We start from the raw sequence: 16,653 nt of genomic DNA on the forward strand, positions 1-16,653 counted from the left end.
GGTGTCTGAGTTGAAAAAAGAAATGATACGCATTGAAAACTTGAAAAAGAGTTTTGGAGATCTAGAAGTATTAAAAGAAGTGAATCTAAACGTACAAGAGAGCGAAGTTGTAGTATTAATTGGTGCCAGTGGTTCTGGAAAAAGTACTCTTCTCAGATGCATCAATTTCCTTGAGATTAAAAACGGTGGAAGAATTGTCATTGAAGGAGAAGAATTTGATCCGAAAACTCATAACTTAAATGAAGTACGCCAAAGAGTAGGGATGGTTTTTCAGCACTTTAACTTGTTTCCTCACAAAACGGTATTGGAGAATGTGATGGAAGCTCCTCTTAAAGTAAAAAACCAAAATAAATCAGAAGCAGAACAGGAAGCAAAAGCTTTACTTGGTAAGGTGGGTCTTTCTGATAAAGCAGATGTTTATCCAGCGAAATTATCCGGTGGACAAAAGCAGCGTGTTGCTATCGCAAGAGCGCTTGCGATGAAACCAGATATCATGCTTTTTGATGAACCAACATCAGCACTCGATCCAGAACTTGTAGGAGAAGTGCTCGCCACAATGAAAGAGCTAGCGCAAGAAGGGATGACCATGGTCGTTGTGACGCATGAGATGGGCTTTGCGAAAGAGGTAGCAGATGAGGTCGTTTACATGCACGATGGACAGATCTGGGAAAGAGGAAAGCCAGAAGAGCTTTTTGATGCTCCGAAAGAAGAGCGCACGAAAGATTTCTTAAGTTCTATCCTATAAAGTAAAGAAGGTGCAGCGATGAGCTGCACCTTTTCTATTGGCTATTTTTGAGCGGCAGAAGATTGAACGGACTTTCCCGTTCGTTCTTGGATCATAAGAACGGCACCTAATACAAATAGAATACCAATACCTTGAACAGTGGAGATGGATTCTTTGTACAGCATCATACCCATCAAAGTTGCTACTACAGGTTCGATAGTAGACACGATGGATGCTTTACTCGCATCTATTTGTTGTAAGCCTTGGGTATAGAACCAGTAAGCAAATACGGTTGGAAAAAGACCAAGACCGAGCACGTTCATTAAAACAGCAGGGCTAAAGACTTGGAGATCAACAGAGGATATACCACTGATAGGAAATAGAGCAAGCATAGCAAAGAAAAAAGTATAGATACTGATGGTTAACGTTTCATATTTTCGGCTAGCTAACTTACCAAAAATGCTGTAAAGTGAATAGCCAAAACCAGCCCCTAAACCTATCAAAAGACTCAACATTGAGAGTTCTAATTGAGCAGAGAACAGACCTGAGACAAGTGTACAGCCAAAGAAGGTAGCAGCGAGTGCAAAGAGTTTCTGCCGGGTCAACTGCTCTTTAAAAATAATAGCTGATATGACAAGCACAAATGCTGGGGCTGTATACAAAAGAATAGCAGCAATAGCTAGTGAGGATGTTTGTATCGTCGTAAAATAACACCAATTGAAAAAGGATACACTCAAAATACCTGTACCTAAGAAATACCAAATATCCTTTACATCGATCTTTAGCAAGCTAGATTTTTGTACAATAATCCATGCCAGAAATAATAGAAATGCGCTGGCAGCTCTTAAAAAAACAATCTGCAAGGATGTAAATCCCGCCTGTGAGAGCTCTTTAACGAAAAAACCGATGATTCCCCAAAGAGACGCACCGATTGCTACATATAAAAAAGCAAGTTTCGTTTGATAAGGCAAATTGGTTCATCCCCTATATAAAAATAATCAACATTCTACTGAAACTCTAACAAAAAACACCCTTACTGTATATCACAATAAAGGTGTTTTACAATTATTCCATCTTATGTTTTATCTTTTCTACTTCCTCTTCTTCCTCTTTCACGATATCATCATCAATGTCTTCTTTAAAAGCGAAGGAAAGTAACAATGATACTAATATCCCTCCACCGATCAAGTTACCTATCGTAGCAGGAATTAAATTAAGAAGAATAAATTCATACCAACTGTATTCAAATCCTTCTAACACGGTAATGCTAAAATACCCCATGTTCGCCACGGCGTGTTGGAAATTTCCTGCTTCAAATATGATAACAGGTAAAAGAATTCCAAAAATTTTACCCATTACATCTCTTGCTGCCGTAGCAAGAACGGCTGCAATTCCAATAAGCCAGTTTGCAAGAATACCAGAGAATAATACTTGAAACCAACCCCATGTGCCTCGTTCAGTAAACTCCATCTTTTTTTCCATGAACTTTAAAAGTATCTCGTAAAATTCTTTGTCTAATGAACCTGACATATTAAGTAGAAACCCAACAAACAATGCTCCTAAAAAGTTACCGATATAACAGATTCCCCAAAACCTCAGTACCTTTTTACTGATCCAGTACTTAGATTGTAAAATATAGCTGGGCAGTAAGACATTGATCTCTGTAAATAGGATCGATCCTGATAGAAAGATCATCGTATATCCGATAGCAAATCCAACCCCTGATAAAAGGTTAAAGGGACCAGACGTTTCGACCCCCATGGATAATAAAACGGAACCTAATGCGCCAAATGCGATAAAAGCACCTGCCATAAAAGATAAAATGAATTGTGCTAAGTTTGAAACTTGTAGAGATGCCTTTCCTTCTTCAATAAAATATTCGATAATTTGAACTGGAAAAAAGTATTGCCGATCTGGAACAGCTGCTTTTTTGCTATTGGTATTGTCTTGATTCTCTTTCATGTTCTGCATTCCCTCTTATTATGTCATCCTCGTTCTACTACTCTTCCCATAATTTGAAGGATGCAAAACCAAATATGAATAATTTTATACAATAAAAACTCTTATTTACTTTTATATACCAAATTTATGTGAGGTATGACTTAATTCCAGTAATCAAATTGAAACATTAAAGGCGACTATCCTCATGCGAAGCGATACATTTCCTTATCTATACTATTAATATACTCAAATAATAATAGTTTCCGTTGGAAGGAGAGAAGACTTTGAAAAAAGGTTTAGTGTTGTTTATGGGGATATTGCTTGGGAGCTTATCATTTTGGAGTTACAAGGGAGAAGCAGCAAGCTATGTAAATCCAAATCAAACGTATACATATGAAACGATGACGAGTAACATTAAAACACTCGCTCAAAAATATCCTGGATTAGTCCAATATCGTTCACTTGGGAAAACACCTTATGGCAGAGATATATGGGCAGTAAAGCTGGGTAGAGGTGATGCGACGGTACTCTACAATGCATCTCATCATGCCAGAGAATGGATGACGACAAATATCGTGATGGAGATGATCGATCAGTATAGCGAACGCTATGTAGCCAACAGTACGATGGACGGTTACAATGTTGCAAACGTATTGAATAACACGTCGATCTGGTTTGTACCAATGACTAACCCAGATGGTGTCACACTTCAGCAAAAAGGCTTATCTGCTTTTCCTGCAGCAGCTCATGCTAACCTCATCAAGATGAATGGTGGAAGCAAGGATTTTAAAAGATGGAAGTCGAACGCACAAGGAGTTGATCTGAACAGACAATATCCTGCCCGTTGGGAACAGATTTCAAATAATGCGAAAGCGCCTTCTTATAAAGACTACAAGGGTAGTGCTCCACTTGTGACGAAAGAAGCAAAAGCTATGACTGCACTCACTTATCTCGTAGATCCTGAGATTACAAATTCTTATCACACAGCTGGAAGAATACTATACTACCATTTTAATTATGGAACAAATACCTTTGAGGGAGACAAAACGCTTGGTACAACCCTGGCTAACATGACCGGCTATAGACTCATTCCTCCTGATACTGAGCTATCAAGTGGTGGTGGATATAAAGACTGGTTCATCCAAACCTTCAAACGCCCTGGTTTTACGTTTGAACTTGCTCCATATGCAGGCGAGACGAACCCGCCGATCACGATTATTAACGAAGAATGGACAAGGAATAAAAAAGCAGGACTTTATATGGCAGTAGAAGGGGACAAGCGTTGGGAGAAGCGCATAACACCAATAACAAAAACCATTACGCTTACTCAAAAAGTTCCTTTACATGATCGTCCTCATGTAAATCATAAAATGGCTGCAGCAAGTCTATATCCAGGGACGTATAAAGCAAATGCAGCGTATGGAAACTTTTATCGTATCCAAACCATTCTTGGACCAAAGTGGATTGTAAAATAAAGCACAAAAAAACTGCTCTCTGAATCCTAGAGAGCAGTTTTTTTCTATGCACTAATCGTATGAGACGAATCCACTTTCGGTTCTGGAACAAACATAAGAATCGTAATACCAATGATGAACAGAACGACAAGGCTGAACACAGCACTTGCAGAGTTTCCAGTCACTTGCGCGGTTACAGCAATTAACAACGGACCCATAATGGAAGCGAACTTGCCGAAAATATTATAAAAGCCAAAGAATTCATTCGAGTTTTCTTTCGGAACCAGTTTAGCAAAATAGGCACGGCTTAACGCTTGAATTCCACCTTGAGACGTAGCAACAAGCATCGCTAAAATCCAAAAATCCATCGTTGTTTTTAAGAAATATGCGTAAATACAAACGATAATATAAACACATATACCAACGTAAAGCATCTTCTTACCAGTAAATCTCTCTGCTAACCTTCCATATAGAATGGCAAAAGGAGCAGCGACCACTTGTGTGACAAAAAGGATGATTAAAAGATTAGTAGAACTGATTCCAAGATCTGAACCGTAAGCAGTGGACATCGTTATGATGGTTCCAACGCCATCGATATAGAAGAAATAGGCAAGCAGGAATAAAAACAAAGCACGATATTTTCGTATTTCTTTCATTGTTTTACCTAAACGTTTAAAGCTGTTGATCAGAGGTTTCGGCTCTCGTTCGATGCCGTACTTCTGGTAAACGTTCTTTAGCATAGGAATCGTAAAAATGCCCCACCAAATGGCAGTGATTAAAAACGCAATCTTGCTAGCTAAAGTAGTTGAAATAGGCAAAACTTCATTTTGTGCCAACACGATAATCGCGATACTGGTCAAAAATGGAATCGTACTCCCGATATATCCTAATCCGAATCCTCTAGATGACACTCTGTTCATTCTTTCTTCCGTTGTTACATCGGTTATAAAAGCATCATAAAAGACATTAGATCCACTAGAGCCTATTGCAGTTAATGTATAAAAAATTAATAATAATAGCCATTGATCACTTGGAATAAAAGCTAATGATGCGGTAGAAATAAGACCAAGTGCAAAAAAGAATGTGAAGAATCGCTTCTTTAATCCTTTGTAATCAGCAATTGTACCTAAAACGGGGCTAAGCATCGCTAAAATAAATGTGGCAATCGCGATTGTATACCCCAAATAAGCCGTTGAATCTGATGAACTGACTCCTGCGTTTGTCGCGGCTGCTTTAAAGAACAAAGGAAATACAGCTGTTGAGATAATGATAGAATACGCTGAGTTTGCCCAATCATAATACATCCAGCTATTCTCTTCTTTCGTAAACCGTTTCATAGGTTTTGTCCTCTCTCTACTAGAATTTAAAATCTAGCTGGTTAAAAAATCTTGCACGACTTTACCATCTGTTTCACCTAAATCTAGACCTAATAGTTTAGCAAATGTAGGTCCTTCATCGATTAAATGCATGGAAGGAACAACGACATTTCTTTTTATCCCTTTACCTGCTAATAACAGAATAGTTGTGTAGTCTTCTTTTTTAGGGGAGTACCCATGACACGCATGTGTATACCGCTTTCTTCTCACATCTTGATCAGTAATTTCATTCAGAAAAGAGCCTTCATGATCTTCGTTAAAATAAAAGCCGCGTCTGGCTTCTACCATAAACGCACAACGATCATCAGCACCTGTGGCAGCTGCTTCTTCTTGACTGTAGATCTTTTCAATACCATTTCTTTCATCAATCAATAAGTGGTTAAGTAGATTTTTAACTACCTCCTTTGTTTGTATATCAGATGAATCCTTAAGGTAAATATATGCTGATCCATCACAACTTTTGCAATAGGCTTTCCAATTCTGTATAACCCCTTTAGAATCAGTGTCTATTACTTGTTGTTCTTTCAATAACACATTCAGTTTAATAGCTTTGCTCTCATCGAGTGCGCTATGATCTCCTAATACGGCGATCGTCGTTTCTTCATAGATACCAGCTTCCTTTATGGATTCGACAATTCTACCGAGTCTGTTGTCATGTCTTTTTATTGCATCCATTGCTTCATCAGAAGAAAATCCATGGTAGTGCCTCTGTGAATCCAGATCAACAAAATGAACAAGCAATAGCTGAGGTTTTTTATTCTTAATCGTATGTATTGTGGACTCTAAAACAAAATCATCAAGCTCAGGCTGGTTCAAACCACTACGCAGATGTCCGAATCGACGGTTCAAATCAAGTTGGTATCGTTTACTTCCGTTTAAGAGAGATACAGGAATCTGATGGTGCCACTTACGGTTTGCAAAGATTTCAGGCATGTTGTAATCGATGTTCGCTCTTGCAGTGACTGGCCATAAGAGGGCACCCGTAGTCATACCTGCTTTTTTAGCTTCATCATATAAAGTAGTTCCTTTAATATGTTTTCTGTGCCAATACCAATCAGGCGAAGCTTTGCCCGGCTGTGTTAACGTGTTATTTACAATTCCGTGGTTTTTGGGGTATCTTCCTGTAACAATCGAGGTATGACAGGGATACGTTACAGAAGGATAGATTGTCTCTACTTTTTTGCTATGTGAGCCTCGATTTAAAAATTCCTTGAAATTCGGAAGCTGCTCTAATATAGGAAAATCAAGGGAAGATAGACAGTCAAATGAGATGACAACTAAATGATTGGTTAGACGGGACATAACACTCCTCCAAAAGTTGCTAAGATTAACCATTCTAAATTAAATGATAGCATAAGGGAATATACCACGTGTAAAGTCTGTGTATGAATTATAAAAAATCACACCATTTCCTTTCCAAACTTTGTAAGTTATGTTATGAATGAATTATCTCATTAAATAGCGGGTGATGAAGTGATCAAATGGTGGTTAGGTGTTGTATTGATGTTTTTTATCACAACTGGGGTAATATTGTACGTCTTCACGATGGATTACGCATCCGAAAAAGCAATGATCGAAATCACAAAAGAATTAAAGTCGAATGAAGATGAGATCACAAAACTTCTAGAAGACCCAGAGATTAGAAAGTACATAGAAACAGGAAAACCTCCAAAGCAGAAGTTGCCATTTACTACTAAGAATGATGCTGTTCAATTTATTTCTGAAAGATACTCAGTTCAAGAGTTAGCAAGGATTAGAGAAAAAGTAAGTAAAGGCTTGAACGAAGATGAAAAGCTAGCGGTATATGAGAAGTTGCTCGAAAAAGTTACGGATGATGAGCTGATGGCGTTGAAAGTAGTCGCTTTAAAAGAGATAAAGAAAAAATAAAAAAGCCCCTACGTAGGGCTTTTTTTGTGTCGCTAAAACGATACTCTGATCTTTCCATCAACTTTTGAAATATAGTAGCCTTTATTTTGGCCCTCCTTGAAATGAATGGGTTCTCCTGTTTTAATGACTTCTTGAATTTGATCTTTAATCGTAGGATGCATATCGTATAGAACTTCAACGTTTTCGATTGAAACCGTATTGATACCCGTACTAAAGCCCATAATCAATTGATCGGTAGAATTATCAAACATCAAAAAACAATCACTATTCTCAATCGCATAAAGAGCAGCATCATGTTTCTTTGCGATGGCTACGAGATGTTTTAAGTTCTCATGTGTGTCATCCATTAAGCTCACGTATGTGTAGCCGTCGATGATTTTAGTTTCTGGCATTTTTGTTTGTGTTTGCTCTTCTTGTTTAGGTTTTTCCTCCACTTTTTTTGTTTGAGGCTGAACAGCAGGCTTTGGTGCAGGTTTTGTTGTTTCAATTTTATTTTCTTTAGGCTTTTCGGAAATCTGTGGCTGTTCTACTTTTTCTTTTTCAACTGGATTTTGAACTGTCTTTTCATTTTGAGATTGAACAGGAACGTTCGTTTTCGAAGCTGCTACCAGTTTTTCATTTTCTTCGACATTATTTTGTTTAAGTGTAAGAACTTCATTTGATCGTTCAGAAGTAACTGCCTCATGTTTAAGAGGCGTATTTTGTTCTGTTGCTCTTACTTTGCTTTCAAAATCGCTATCATTTAATACCCCGATTGTTAGTAACGCTGTTGCTGTAAAGATTACCGTACGTTTTTTGAATTTCAATTTAAGTCCTCCCCAATGTCTTGTTACTTATTAGACGAGAGAAGAACTAAAATGGTTTCACTAATATTACAAAAATATTTCATAAATGTTACAAAATGATATTCTCTAGAAAAAATTAGGAACTTTAAAGGGGTTTCTATGGATAAAAAGAAGTCATTTAATACGTCGTTGGTTTTAGGAGGAATTAAGCAAGTAATATTTTTTCACATAATTATGTAAGCGCATTCAAAATAATTCGTTTTCACATTTATGTCATTGGAGGAGATTATGCTTATGCTGGGAATGGAAGATGGACTTATCGCATTTGTATGGGTGGCTACTGTTGTTTCGGCATTAGGGTGTGTTGTATTTGGTGGATTCATGTGGAACAGAGGAGGCGATGACTCAAAATGAATTTTGCTGTCCTTATCCCAATTCTTATCGTATATATGGGTATCATGTCATGGCTTGCTTATTATGGATATAAAAAGACTGTAACAGAGTCAGATTATTTAGTGGGTGGGAGAAACATTCACCCTGCGATCATGGCATTGTCTTACGGAGCTACTTTCATAAGTACATCGGCCATTGTTGGTTTCGGTGGCGTATCAGCAGCTCATGGATTTAGCTTGTTATGGCTAGCCTTTCTTAACATCGTACTAGGTATATTTGTCGCATTTGCGATTTTTGGGACCAAGATTAGAAAATTGTCCCTAGATCTAAACGCTACAACGTTTCCTACATTGCTAGGAAAAAGATATGATTCAAAATTTATCACAGTTTTTTCAGGGGCTATGATTTTTATTTTAATGCCAGCCTATACGAGTATCGTTTTGATTGGAGGAGGAAGATTTCTTCAAGAATCACTTTCGATGAACTTTAATCTCGCTCTTATTCTGCTAGCTGCAATCATTGGAATCTATGTAGTAACCGGTGGAATTAAGGCCGTCATGTATACCGATGCGTTTGGTGCGGTTGTCATGTTGATCGGGATGGCTATCTTCTTATTCGTCACCTACCAAGCAGTAGGAGGCATTATGGAGGGGCATAATGGATTAACCGCAATGAAGGATCTTGTGCCTCAAGCTCTTGTCGATCAAGGTCATCAAGGCTGGACAAGTATGCCTGAATTCGGATCTCCGCTGTGGTGGACCATTGTTAGTACCATTATCATGGGAGTTGGAATAGGAGTATTAGCGCAGCCTCAACTTGCGATGAGATGCATGACTGTAAAAGATGATCGAGCACTTTATCGTTCTGTCTTAGTCGGCGGTGTTTTTATCTTTTTTATGACAGGTGCAGCTTTTGTGATCGGCCCGTTAAGCAATCTTTATTTTTATGAGAAAACGGGTGAGATCGCTCTAACAGCCGCAAAAGGAAACGTCGATCTTATCATCCCTATCTTCATAAACCAAATCATGCCTGAATGGTTTATCTATCTGTTTACACTCACTTTATTATCTGCCACTATCTCTACAATTAGTTCTCTTATTCATGTTCAAGCAACGGCTTTTGGCCAAGATATTTTAAAAACACTCGGTGTTAAATCCCTTTTTGGATCTAAGCTTAACCCTTCTAGAATTGGGGTGCTTATCGGTGTGATCGCTGCAGTCATTTTAGCTTACTTGCTTCCAGCTGGAATCATCGCTCAAGCAACGGCTTTTTGGTTTGGCATATGTGCAGCCGGATTTATGCCAGCTCTGATTGGAGCACTATATTGGAAAAGAGCTACGAAGACCGCAGCTACAGCAAGTATGATCGTCGGGTTTACGGTAAGTATCATCGGTTTCTTATTTATACACCTTAAAGAATCTGCTGCTATCGGGTTATCACAAGCATGGTTTGGAAAAGCAGCTCTATTTCCTTATCCATGGACACACATCGATCCTCTATTCTACGCTTTACCTTTATCTTCAGCCGTATTTATAATCGTTAGCTTACTTGATAAAAGAACAACCGTTACAAAGAATAAAGAAAAAGAACCATTGATACCAGCAGTACCGGAATAAAGTATTATATGTAAATTCAATTAAATAGAAGAAGTATGAACCTCCGTTATTTGTTGCAAACTAGGAACAGATAAAGGAGGTTTTTTACATGGATCAAGTAAAAGTCATTATTATGAAATTTCTTGTATGCCTAATCGCATTTTGGATCGGACTCGATCTGTTCTTTGACGCTTCGATCAGTGATATCGTTTCTTTTGCGGTTACAACAACTGCAATCACCTATATTGTAGCGGACCGCATTTTGTTGCCGAGAATAGGTAAGAACAACACGTTGATGGCAGAGTTTATTTTAGCGTATCTAGTGGTTTGGATTTTCGGATCGATCCTGTTAAACGGATACATGCAGATCGCGTGGGGAAGTGTGATCGCAGCGGGGATTATCACCGCTACAGAAGTATTTGTGCATCAGTACTTATTAAAGCACATGCCTTCAAAGAATAAAGAGAGAACAGGAAGGCAGCAAAGAAGGTTTAGACCAGGCTTTCGTTATGCAACGGAATTTGCTGAAGAACAAGACCCAAGAAATAAAAATAAAGAAGAATAGTCTCCAAAAAAAAGTATCATGATGTATACGCATGGTACTTTTATATCTAAAAAATCCCTTGAGCTCACTCAAGGGATTCGTTATTTTTTGTATGGTGGAGACTAGCGGGATCGAACCGCTGACCTTTTGGCTGCCAGCCAAACGCTCTCCCAGCTGAGCTAAGCCCCCAAAAAATACTGACATAAAAAAGTATATAATTATTCTGAAAATGGAGCAAGTGATTTTTGGATAAATCTGCATACCCTCTTTCTAAACTTCAAATAATAATTAAGATATATAACTACTTATGATCATTTGAAAAATGTCATCTAAAATTTAAACCACTTAAACATCCTAATTCTCCTCTGAAAGGACAATCTCACACAAGGATATAAGTCTATAAGTCTTTTTTACCTTAAAAGTATTTTTAATAAAACTGGTATAGACAACTAGTCCTAGTAGCTTAAAGGACTTAAGTTCTGTTTTGTCCTCTTACGACAGGAACTGCTTTTTTTCTACCGAAAAGTGACAAAGAAAGAAAGCGCTACCAAATTTTAAGGAGGTTAGTAATATGAAAACATCAATAAACATTCGGTATGTTCTTTTGATTGCCCTATTGATCGTTCCTATGTTTGCTGGAGTTGGGAAGGCTGAAGGTGTTTCAGCCAAACATAAAAGAAATGAAGGCTTAATGATCGCTCAAAATATGCCCCAACTAGATAAGGAAATTAACGGGGATACAGTAGATCTAGCAGCATTGTTAACAAGTAAAGATGGAACGTATGTAGAAGTGACAAAGCATTTAATATGGAAGTCACTGAATAAAAAAGTAGCTTCAGTGAACCATGATGGTCTTGTAAGTTTAAGCGGTAAGAATGGTACAACAATGATTATAGTAACAGATGGTAAATCGCTCGACAAAATCGGAATCCGTGTTAAACACGGAAAGGCTGAATTTTTGAAACAAAAAAATCCTAAATATGACGTGATCACAAAAGCGATAAAGTCTATGACTGTCAAAGAAAAGATAGGACAAATGTTGATGCCAGATTTCCGTAATTGGAAAGGGCAACCTGTAACGGAAATGAACGATGAGATTAGAGAACTTGTAAAAAAATATCACCTTGGTGGCGTTATTCTATTTAGGGAAAATGTAGTAACAACAGAGCAGACAGTAAGGTTAGTAGATGAATATAAAAAAGCAAATGAAGATTATGGTTTATTGGTATCAATCGACCAAGAAGGTGGAATTGTGACACGTTTGCAGAGTGGTACCGATTTCCCAGGAAATATGGCGCTTGGTGCCACAAGATCAACGGAGATGGCGGAATCTGTCGGACATGCTATCGGTTCAGAGCTTCATTCACTAGGAATTAATATGAACTTAGCACCGGCTTTAGATGTAAATAACAATCCTGACAACCCTGTTATTGGTGTTCGTTCATTTGGTGAAGATCCACAGTTAGTAGCTGATTTAGGAACGGCCTATATTAAAGGATTGCAAGATTCAGGTATGGCTGCAACGGCTAAGCACTTCCCAGGTCATGGAGACACAGCAGTAGATTCTCATTTGGGTCTGCCTTCTGTTCCTCATGAAAAGGAGAGACTCCTAGAAGTTGAGCTATATCCTTTCCAGCAAGCGATCAATAACAATATTGATGCCATATTAACAGCTCACGTTACATTTCCTAAGATTGATCCAACAACTGTTATTTCTAAAAAAGATGGAACAAAAATCAATCTTCCAGCCACATTGTCCTATGAAGTATTAACGAATTTGGTGCGAAAAGAAATGGGCTTTAAAGGCGTTATTTCTACAGATGCACTAAATATGAAAGCTATAGTAGATCACTTTGGTCCAGTTGATACTGCTATTCGTGCAGTAAATGCTGGAACAGATATCGTACTCATGCCAGTGGGATTAGAAGAAGTCGCAAATGGACTTTATGAGGCAGTGGATAATGGTGAAATTACAGAAAAAAGATTGAATCAATCGGTTGAGCGTCTATTGACGTTAAAAGCGCAACGAGGGATTTACAAACAAGTAAGCGAAACCCCAATAGAAGAGAAAATTGGACACGCAGAAGAAGTTGTTGGCAACCAAGAACATAAGACTTTAGAGAATGAGGTAGCAAAAAAATCAATAACACTTGTAAAGAATGAGAACCTTTTACCTGTTAACAAAAACGAAGTCGATTCTGTAGTTGTTATTGGTAATACCTATATCGAAAACCTTCATCAAGCTTTAGCTGCTCACCACTCATCGGTAGAGTTGATCAAAGCAGATAAACCTTTAAATGCTGAACAACTGCAAAAAGTAAAAGATGCCGATCTTGTTGTGCTAGGAACTCATACGTCTACCGTTTCTGGGCGACTACCGTCTTCTCCACAAATGCTGATGGTCAACCAAGTTATTGATGCAGCAGCAGATAAAACAACTGCTGTAGGTATAAGAAATCCATATGACATTATGGCATTTCCTGAAGTTTCAGCTTATCTTGCACAATACAGCTTCAGAGATGCGAGCTTTAGAGCGGCAGCAGAAACGATTTTTGGAATGAATGATCCTTCAGGCAAGCTGCCAGTTACGATCTATGAAGATGGTTTAGAACAGATTCTATATCCGTTTGGTCATGGCGAAAGCTACTAATAGGGGGAGAATAAACAATGAGAAAATGGGGAATTTTTTTAACGATATTGATGTTGTTTTCTTTTATGTTGCCAGGTGCTCAAGCTTCGAATCAGAATGGTTTTGATCATAAGAAAAGATTTAAGACCGGACTAGAACAATTGTTGAATCATGATATGAGGGTGTTAAAGGGTAAAAAGGTAGGGTTAATCACTAACCCGACTGGAGTAGACCGTAACTTGAACAGTATCGTTGATGTTTTATATAATCATCCAGATGTAGAGCTAAAAGCATTGTATGGACCTGAACACGGAGTAAGAGGAAGTGCTCAAGCTGGGGAATATGTTGAATTCTACAATGATCCCAAAACTGGTCTACCAGTCTATAGCTTGTATGGAGCAACGAAAAAGCCAACTCCTGAGATGCTTGAAGGTATTGATGTTTTGGTTTTCGATATACAAGATGTAGGTACGCGTTTCTATACGTATATTTACACGATGGCTTATGCGATGGAGGCAGCAAAAGAGAACGGTATACCATTTGTCGTATTGGATCGTCCGAATCCACTTGGAGGTAATGAAGTAGAAGGGCCAGTATTAGATCCAGCGTATTCTTCCTTTGTCGGTCTTTATCCAATTCCGTTGAGGCATGGAATGACTGTAGGAGAGTTGGCGAAATTATTTAACAATGAGTTTGATATTGGTGCGGATTTAAAAGTGATAGAGATGAAAGGATGGAAGAGATCCTGGAGTTATGAAGATAGTGGACTTGAGTGGGTATTGCCTTCTCCTAACATGCCTACAAAAGATACGGCACTTGTGTATCCTGGAAGTGCGCTGATCGAAGGGACGAATGTTTCAGAAGGTCGTGGAACGACTAAGCCGTTTGAGTTGATCGGTGCACCTTTTATTAACGGAGATCAATTAGCTGAGAAATTGAACAAGGAAGCTTTGCCTGGTGTTACATTTAGAGCTGCCTCTTTCATTCCTGCTTCATCTAAGCATGCAGGAAAGCTATCTCATGGAGTAGAGATTCACGTAAAAGATGAAAAGTTATTTCAACCTGTATTAACTGGAATCACGCTTGTGAAAGCTATTCATGATCTTTATCCGAATGACTTTGCATTCAGAGCAGAAGACAGTAGAGGCATTTCTTTCTTCGACCTATTAACCGGAAACGGATGGGTTCGAGAGTATATTGAATCAGGGCGTACTGTAGATGAAATCGTTTCTCGATACGATCAAGAACTTCAGGATTTTAAAGATGTAAGAAAAAAATATTTGTTGTATTAAGTGTGAGAACGAGCTAAGGCGGTTTCTTAAAGCCTTAGCTTTTTATTTGAATTTTCTGACTGGTATAGACAACTAGTCATAAGAGTGGTAGGCTAGGCATAAAGTGATAAAGGGGAGTGGACATGAAACCTAACATTTTACTTGTTGGAAAATTAATCGACGAAAAAGGACAGCTCGTTCATAACGGATATTTGTGGATTAAAGACGATAAGATCCATCATGTTGACACAACAGATCCGCTCTCAACGGATGAAGATGTTATTAGGTATAACTTACCTAAAGGAAGTATCATCCTCCCTGGCATGATCGATATTCATATTCATGGTGCTGCGGGAGCAGACTTTATGGACGGAACGCAAGAAGCACTAGAGATTATTGCAAAACATCTCCCAGCAGAAGGAACGACATCCTTTTTAGCAACAACGATGACTGAAGAAACAACTGTTATTCATACAGCACTGAATACTGCGGCAAACTTCATAAAACGATCTCGAAGTTCAGCTGCTGAAATGCTCGGTATCCACCTGGAGGGGCCATTTATTTCTCCAAAACGAGCAGGTGCACAGCCTGCGTCTTTTATTCAGGAGCCTGACGTAAACCTATTTGAAAAATTTCAAAAAAGTGCAGAGGATCAAATAAAACTCGTTACGTTAGCACCTGAAAGGGATGGTGGACGTGAGCTTACAAAGTACTTATCTTCACAAGGTGTGATCGCTTCGATCGGTCATAGTGATAGTTCTTTTTTAGAAGTAAAAGATGGGATTGAAGCAGGTATTTCTCACGTCACACACTTATTTAATGGTATGCGTGGGATGCATCATAGAGATCCAGGAGTTGCAGGTGCTGCTCTCTTACAGGATGAATTAAAGGTTGAGATGATAGTGGACGGCGTTCATGCGAGCGCTGAGATGATTAGACTAGCCTATCATTCTACTGGTTCAGAACGAACTATTTTAATTACGGATTCGATGAGAGCAAAAGGTCTAGGAGAAGGCACTTATACACTTGGTGGTCAGCAGGTATCTGTAAAAGCTGATGAAGCTAGATTAATTGACGGAACACTAGCAGGAAGTATCTTGCCGATGAACATCGCTGTAAAAAACATGATGGATTATACGCATTGCTCGTGGTCAGATATTGTGAAAATGACAAGTGAGAATGCTGCAAAAGAACTGCAGATCTTTGAAAAAAAAGGAAGTCTTTCTGTCGGTAAAGACGCAGATATTACGGTGTTGACTGAGGAATGCGATGTGCTTATGACATTTTGTCGAGGCGAGCTTGTGTATCATCGAAAGGGGGAACGAGTTTGAGATTGATCAAGGTTTCCGACGAAGAAGAGCTTAGTAGATTGGCTGCTGAATATGTGTTTTCGAAAATAAAGAGTTCAGAAAAAATTGTGCTTGGTCTTGCTACAGGGAGGACACCTTTAGGCATGTACCGACACCTTTCAAAATATAGTAAAGAGTATAAGCAGTCCTATTCACACGTGCACACTGTTAACCTTGACGAATATGTCGGTTCCAGAGCTTATCATGATTATATGCAACAAAACTTTTTTGACCATATCGGAATCCATAAGAATCAAACTCATCTCCCAGATGGTATCGCCGTAGACCTTGAGAAAGAATGCAAGCGATATGAAGAAGTGATCATACAACTGGGTGGTATCGATCTTCAGGTGCTCGGTATCGGACAGAACGGACATATCGGTTTTAATGAACCTGGTACAGATTTTAGTTCACGCACGCATGTAGTCGAGTTAACAGAGTCCACATTAAGCGCGAACGCTAAATATTTTACACATGAGAAACAGCCGCGAAGAGCAATTACGATGGGAATTGGCACGATCCTTGAGAGTAATGAAATTCTGCTTCTTGCTTCTGGTGAAAAAAAAGCGAGAGCATTAAGAGAACTATTCCAAGGTACCATGAATTCTGATATACCTGCGACAGTTCTTAATCATCATCCTAACGTTACTGTGTTAGCTGACGAAGGTGCAAGGAGTCTTTTAGAAGAGGAGAGTTAAGTATTTT

Annotated in this window: 15 protein-coding genes and 1 tRNA gene; 10 read left to right on the top strand and 6 right to left on the bottom strand. The window is 38.6% G+C overall.

What is annotated here, in order from left to right; translation table 11 throughout:
• The first annotated feature begins 22 nt into the window (after window positions 1-22).
• A complete protein-coding gene (locus FS458_RS05065; protein ID WP_144703299.1) occupies window positions 23-745 on the top strand; it encodes an amino acid ABC transporter ATP-binding protein in 723 nt (240 codons plus the stop codon).
• 41 nt (window positions 746-786) lie between these two features.
• On the opposite strand, the gene FS458_RS05070 is transcribed toward FS458_RS05065, so the two are convergent.
• Both FS458_RS05070 and FS458_RS05075 read right to left on the bottom strand, forming a co-directional pair.
• The gene (locus FS458_RS05070; RefSeq protein ID WP_144698399.1) at window positions 787-1,695 is read right to left on the bottom strand and encodes a DMT family transporter; all 909 of its coding nucleotides are present in this window, start codon (window positions 1,693-1,695) and stop codon (window positions 787-789) included.
• Between the two features lie 94 nt (window positions 1,696-1,789).
• A complete protein-coding gene (locus FS458_RS05075; protein ID WP_260858414.1) occupies window positions 1,790-2,686 on the bottom strand; it encodes a formate/nitrite transporter family protein in 897 nt (298 codons plus the stop codon).
• A 263-nt stretch (window positions 2,687-2,949) separates the two neighbouring features.
• On the opposite strand from FS458_RS05075, the gene FS458_RS05080 reads away from it, so the two are divergent.
• Window positions 2,950-4,140, top strand: a complete 1,191-nt coding sequence (locus tag FS458_RS05080) for a M14 family zinc carboxypeptidase (RefSeq protein ID WP_144698403.1) — start codon at window positions 2,950-2,952, stop codon at window positions 4,138-4,140.
• Between the two features lie 44 nt (window positions 4,141-4,184).
• On the opposite strand, the gene FS458_RS05085 is transcribed toward FS458_RS05080, so the two are convergent.
• Together FS458_RS05085 and FS458_RS05090 are read right to left on the bottom strand one after the other, a co-directional pair.
• On the bottom strand, window positions 4,185-5,456 hold the full coding sequence (locus tag FS458_RS05085; RefSeq protein ID WP_144698405.1) for an MFS transporter: 1,272 nt from the start codon (window positions 5,454-5,456) through the stop codon (window positions 4,185-4,187).
• A 33-nt stretch (window positions 5,457-5,489) separates the two neighbouring features.
• Window positions 5,490-6,797, bottom strand: coding sequence for an alkaline phosphatase family protein (locus FS458_RS05090; RefSeq protein ID WP_144698407.1), 1,308 nt, complete (start codon window positions 6,795-6,797; stop codon window positions 5,490-5,492).
• 171 nt (window positions 6,798-6,968) lie between these two features.
• On the opposite strand from FS458_RS05090, the gene FS458_RS05095 reads away from it, so the two are divergent.
• On the top strand, window positions 6,969-7,382 hold the full coding sequence (locus FS458_RS05095; protein WP_144698408.1) for a hypothetical protein: 414 nt from the start codon (window positions 6,969-6,971) through the stop codon (window positions 7,380-7,382).
• Between the two features lie 32 nt (window positions 7,383-7,414).
• Here FS458_RS05095 and FS458_RS05100 read toward each other — a convergent pair whose 3' ends face one another.
• Window positions 7,415-8,188: a hypothetical protein gene (locus tag FS458_RS05100; protein WP_144698410.1), complete on the bottom strand. Its 774-nt coding sequence runs from the start codon at window positions 8,186-8,188 to the stop codon at window positions 7,415-7,417.
• A gap of 267 nt (window positions 8,189-8,455) precedes the next feature.
• On the opposite strand from FS458_RS05100, the gene FS458_RS20970 reads away from it, so the two are divergent.
• The 3 genes from FS458_RS20970 (at window position 8,456) to FS458_RS05110 (ending at window position 10,720) form a co-directional block, all read left to right on the top strand.
• A complete protein-coding gene (locus FS458_RS20970; RefSeq protein WP_260858417.1) occupies window positions 8,456-8,581 on the top strand; it encodes a hypothetical protein in 126 nt (41 codons plus the stop codon).
• Window positions 8,578-10,176 carry a sodium:solute symporter family protein gene (locus tag FS458_RS05105; protein WP_144698413.1) on the top strand — a complete coding sequence of 533 codons (1,599 nt, stop codon included), beginning with the start codon at window positions 8,578-8,580 and terminating at the stop codon, window positions 10,174-10,176. Before FS458_RS20970 ends, FS458_RS05105 begins: the two co-directional genes overlap by 4 nt.
• Before the next feature lie 88 nt (window positions 10,177-10,264).
• A complete protein-coding gene (locus FS458_RS05110) occupies window positions 10,265-10,720 on the top strand; it encodes a YndM family protein (RefSeq protein WP_144698415.1) in 456 nt (151 codons plus the stop codon).
• A 92-nt stretch (window positions 10,721-10,812) separates the two neighbouring features.
• On the opposite strand, the gene FS458_RS05115 is transcribed toward FS458_RS05110, so the two are convergent.
• Window positions 10,813-10,888: transfer RNA gene (locus FS458_RS05115), tRNA-Ala, on the bottom strand.
• Window positions 10,889-11,270: 382 nt separating this feature from the next.
• Between FS458_RS05115 and nagZ the strand changes: the two genes are divergently transcribed.
• The 4 genes from nagZ (at window position 11,271) to nagB (ending at window position 16,646) form a co-directional block, all read left to right on the top strand.
• Entirely contained in the window at window positions 11,271-13,349 is a 2,079-nt protein-coding gene (nagZ, locus tag FS458_RS05120) for a beta-N-acetylhexosaminidase (protein ID WP_144698417.1), read from the top strand.
• A 17-nt stretch (window positions 13,350-13,366) separates the two neighbouring features.
• The gene (locus FS458_RS05125; protein WP_144698419.1) at window positions 13,367-14,620 is read left to right on the top strand and encodes an exo-beta-N-acetylmuramidase NamZ family protein; all 1,254 of its coding nucleotides are present in this window, start codon (window positions 13,367-13,369) and stop codon (window positions 14,618-14,620) included.
• Between the two features lie 122 nt (window positions 14,621-14,742).
• On the top strand, window positions 14,743-15,930 hold the full coding sequence (gene nagA / locus FS458_RS05130; protein WP_144698420.1) for an N-acetylglucosamine-6-phosphate deacetylase: 1,188 nt from the start codon (window positions 14,743-14,745) through the stop codon (window positions 15,928-15,930).
• A complete protein-coding gene (nagB, locus tag FS458_RS05135; protein ID WP_186320453.1) occupies window positions 15,927-16,646 on the top strand; it encodes a glucosamine-6-phosphate deaminase in 720 nt (239 codons plus the stop codon). Before nagA ends, nagB begins: the two co-directional genes overlap by 4 nt.
• Window positions 16,647-16,653 lie beyond the last annotated feature (7 nt).

Source organism: Fictibacillus phosphorivorans, from assembly GCF_007673525.1.
Classification (GTDB): domain Bacteria; phylum Bacillota; class Bacilli; order Bacillales; family Fictibacillaceae; genus Fictibacillus; species Fictibacillus phosphorivorans_C.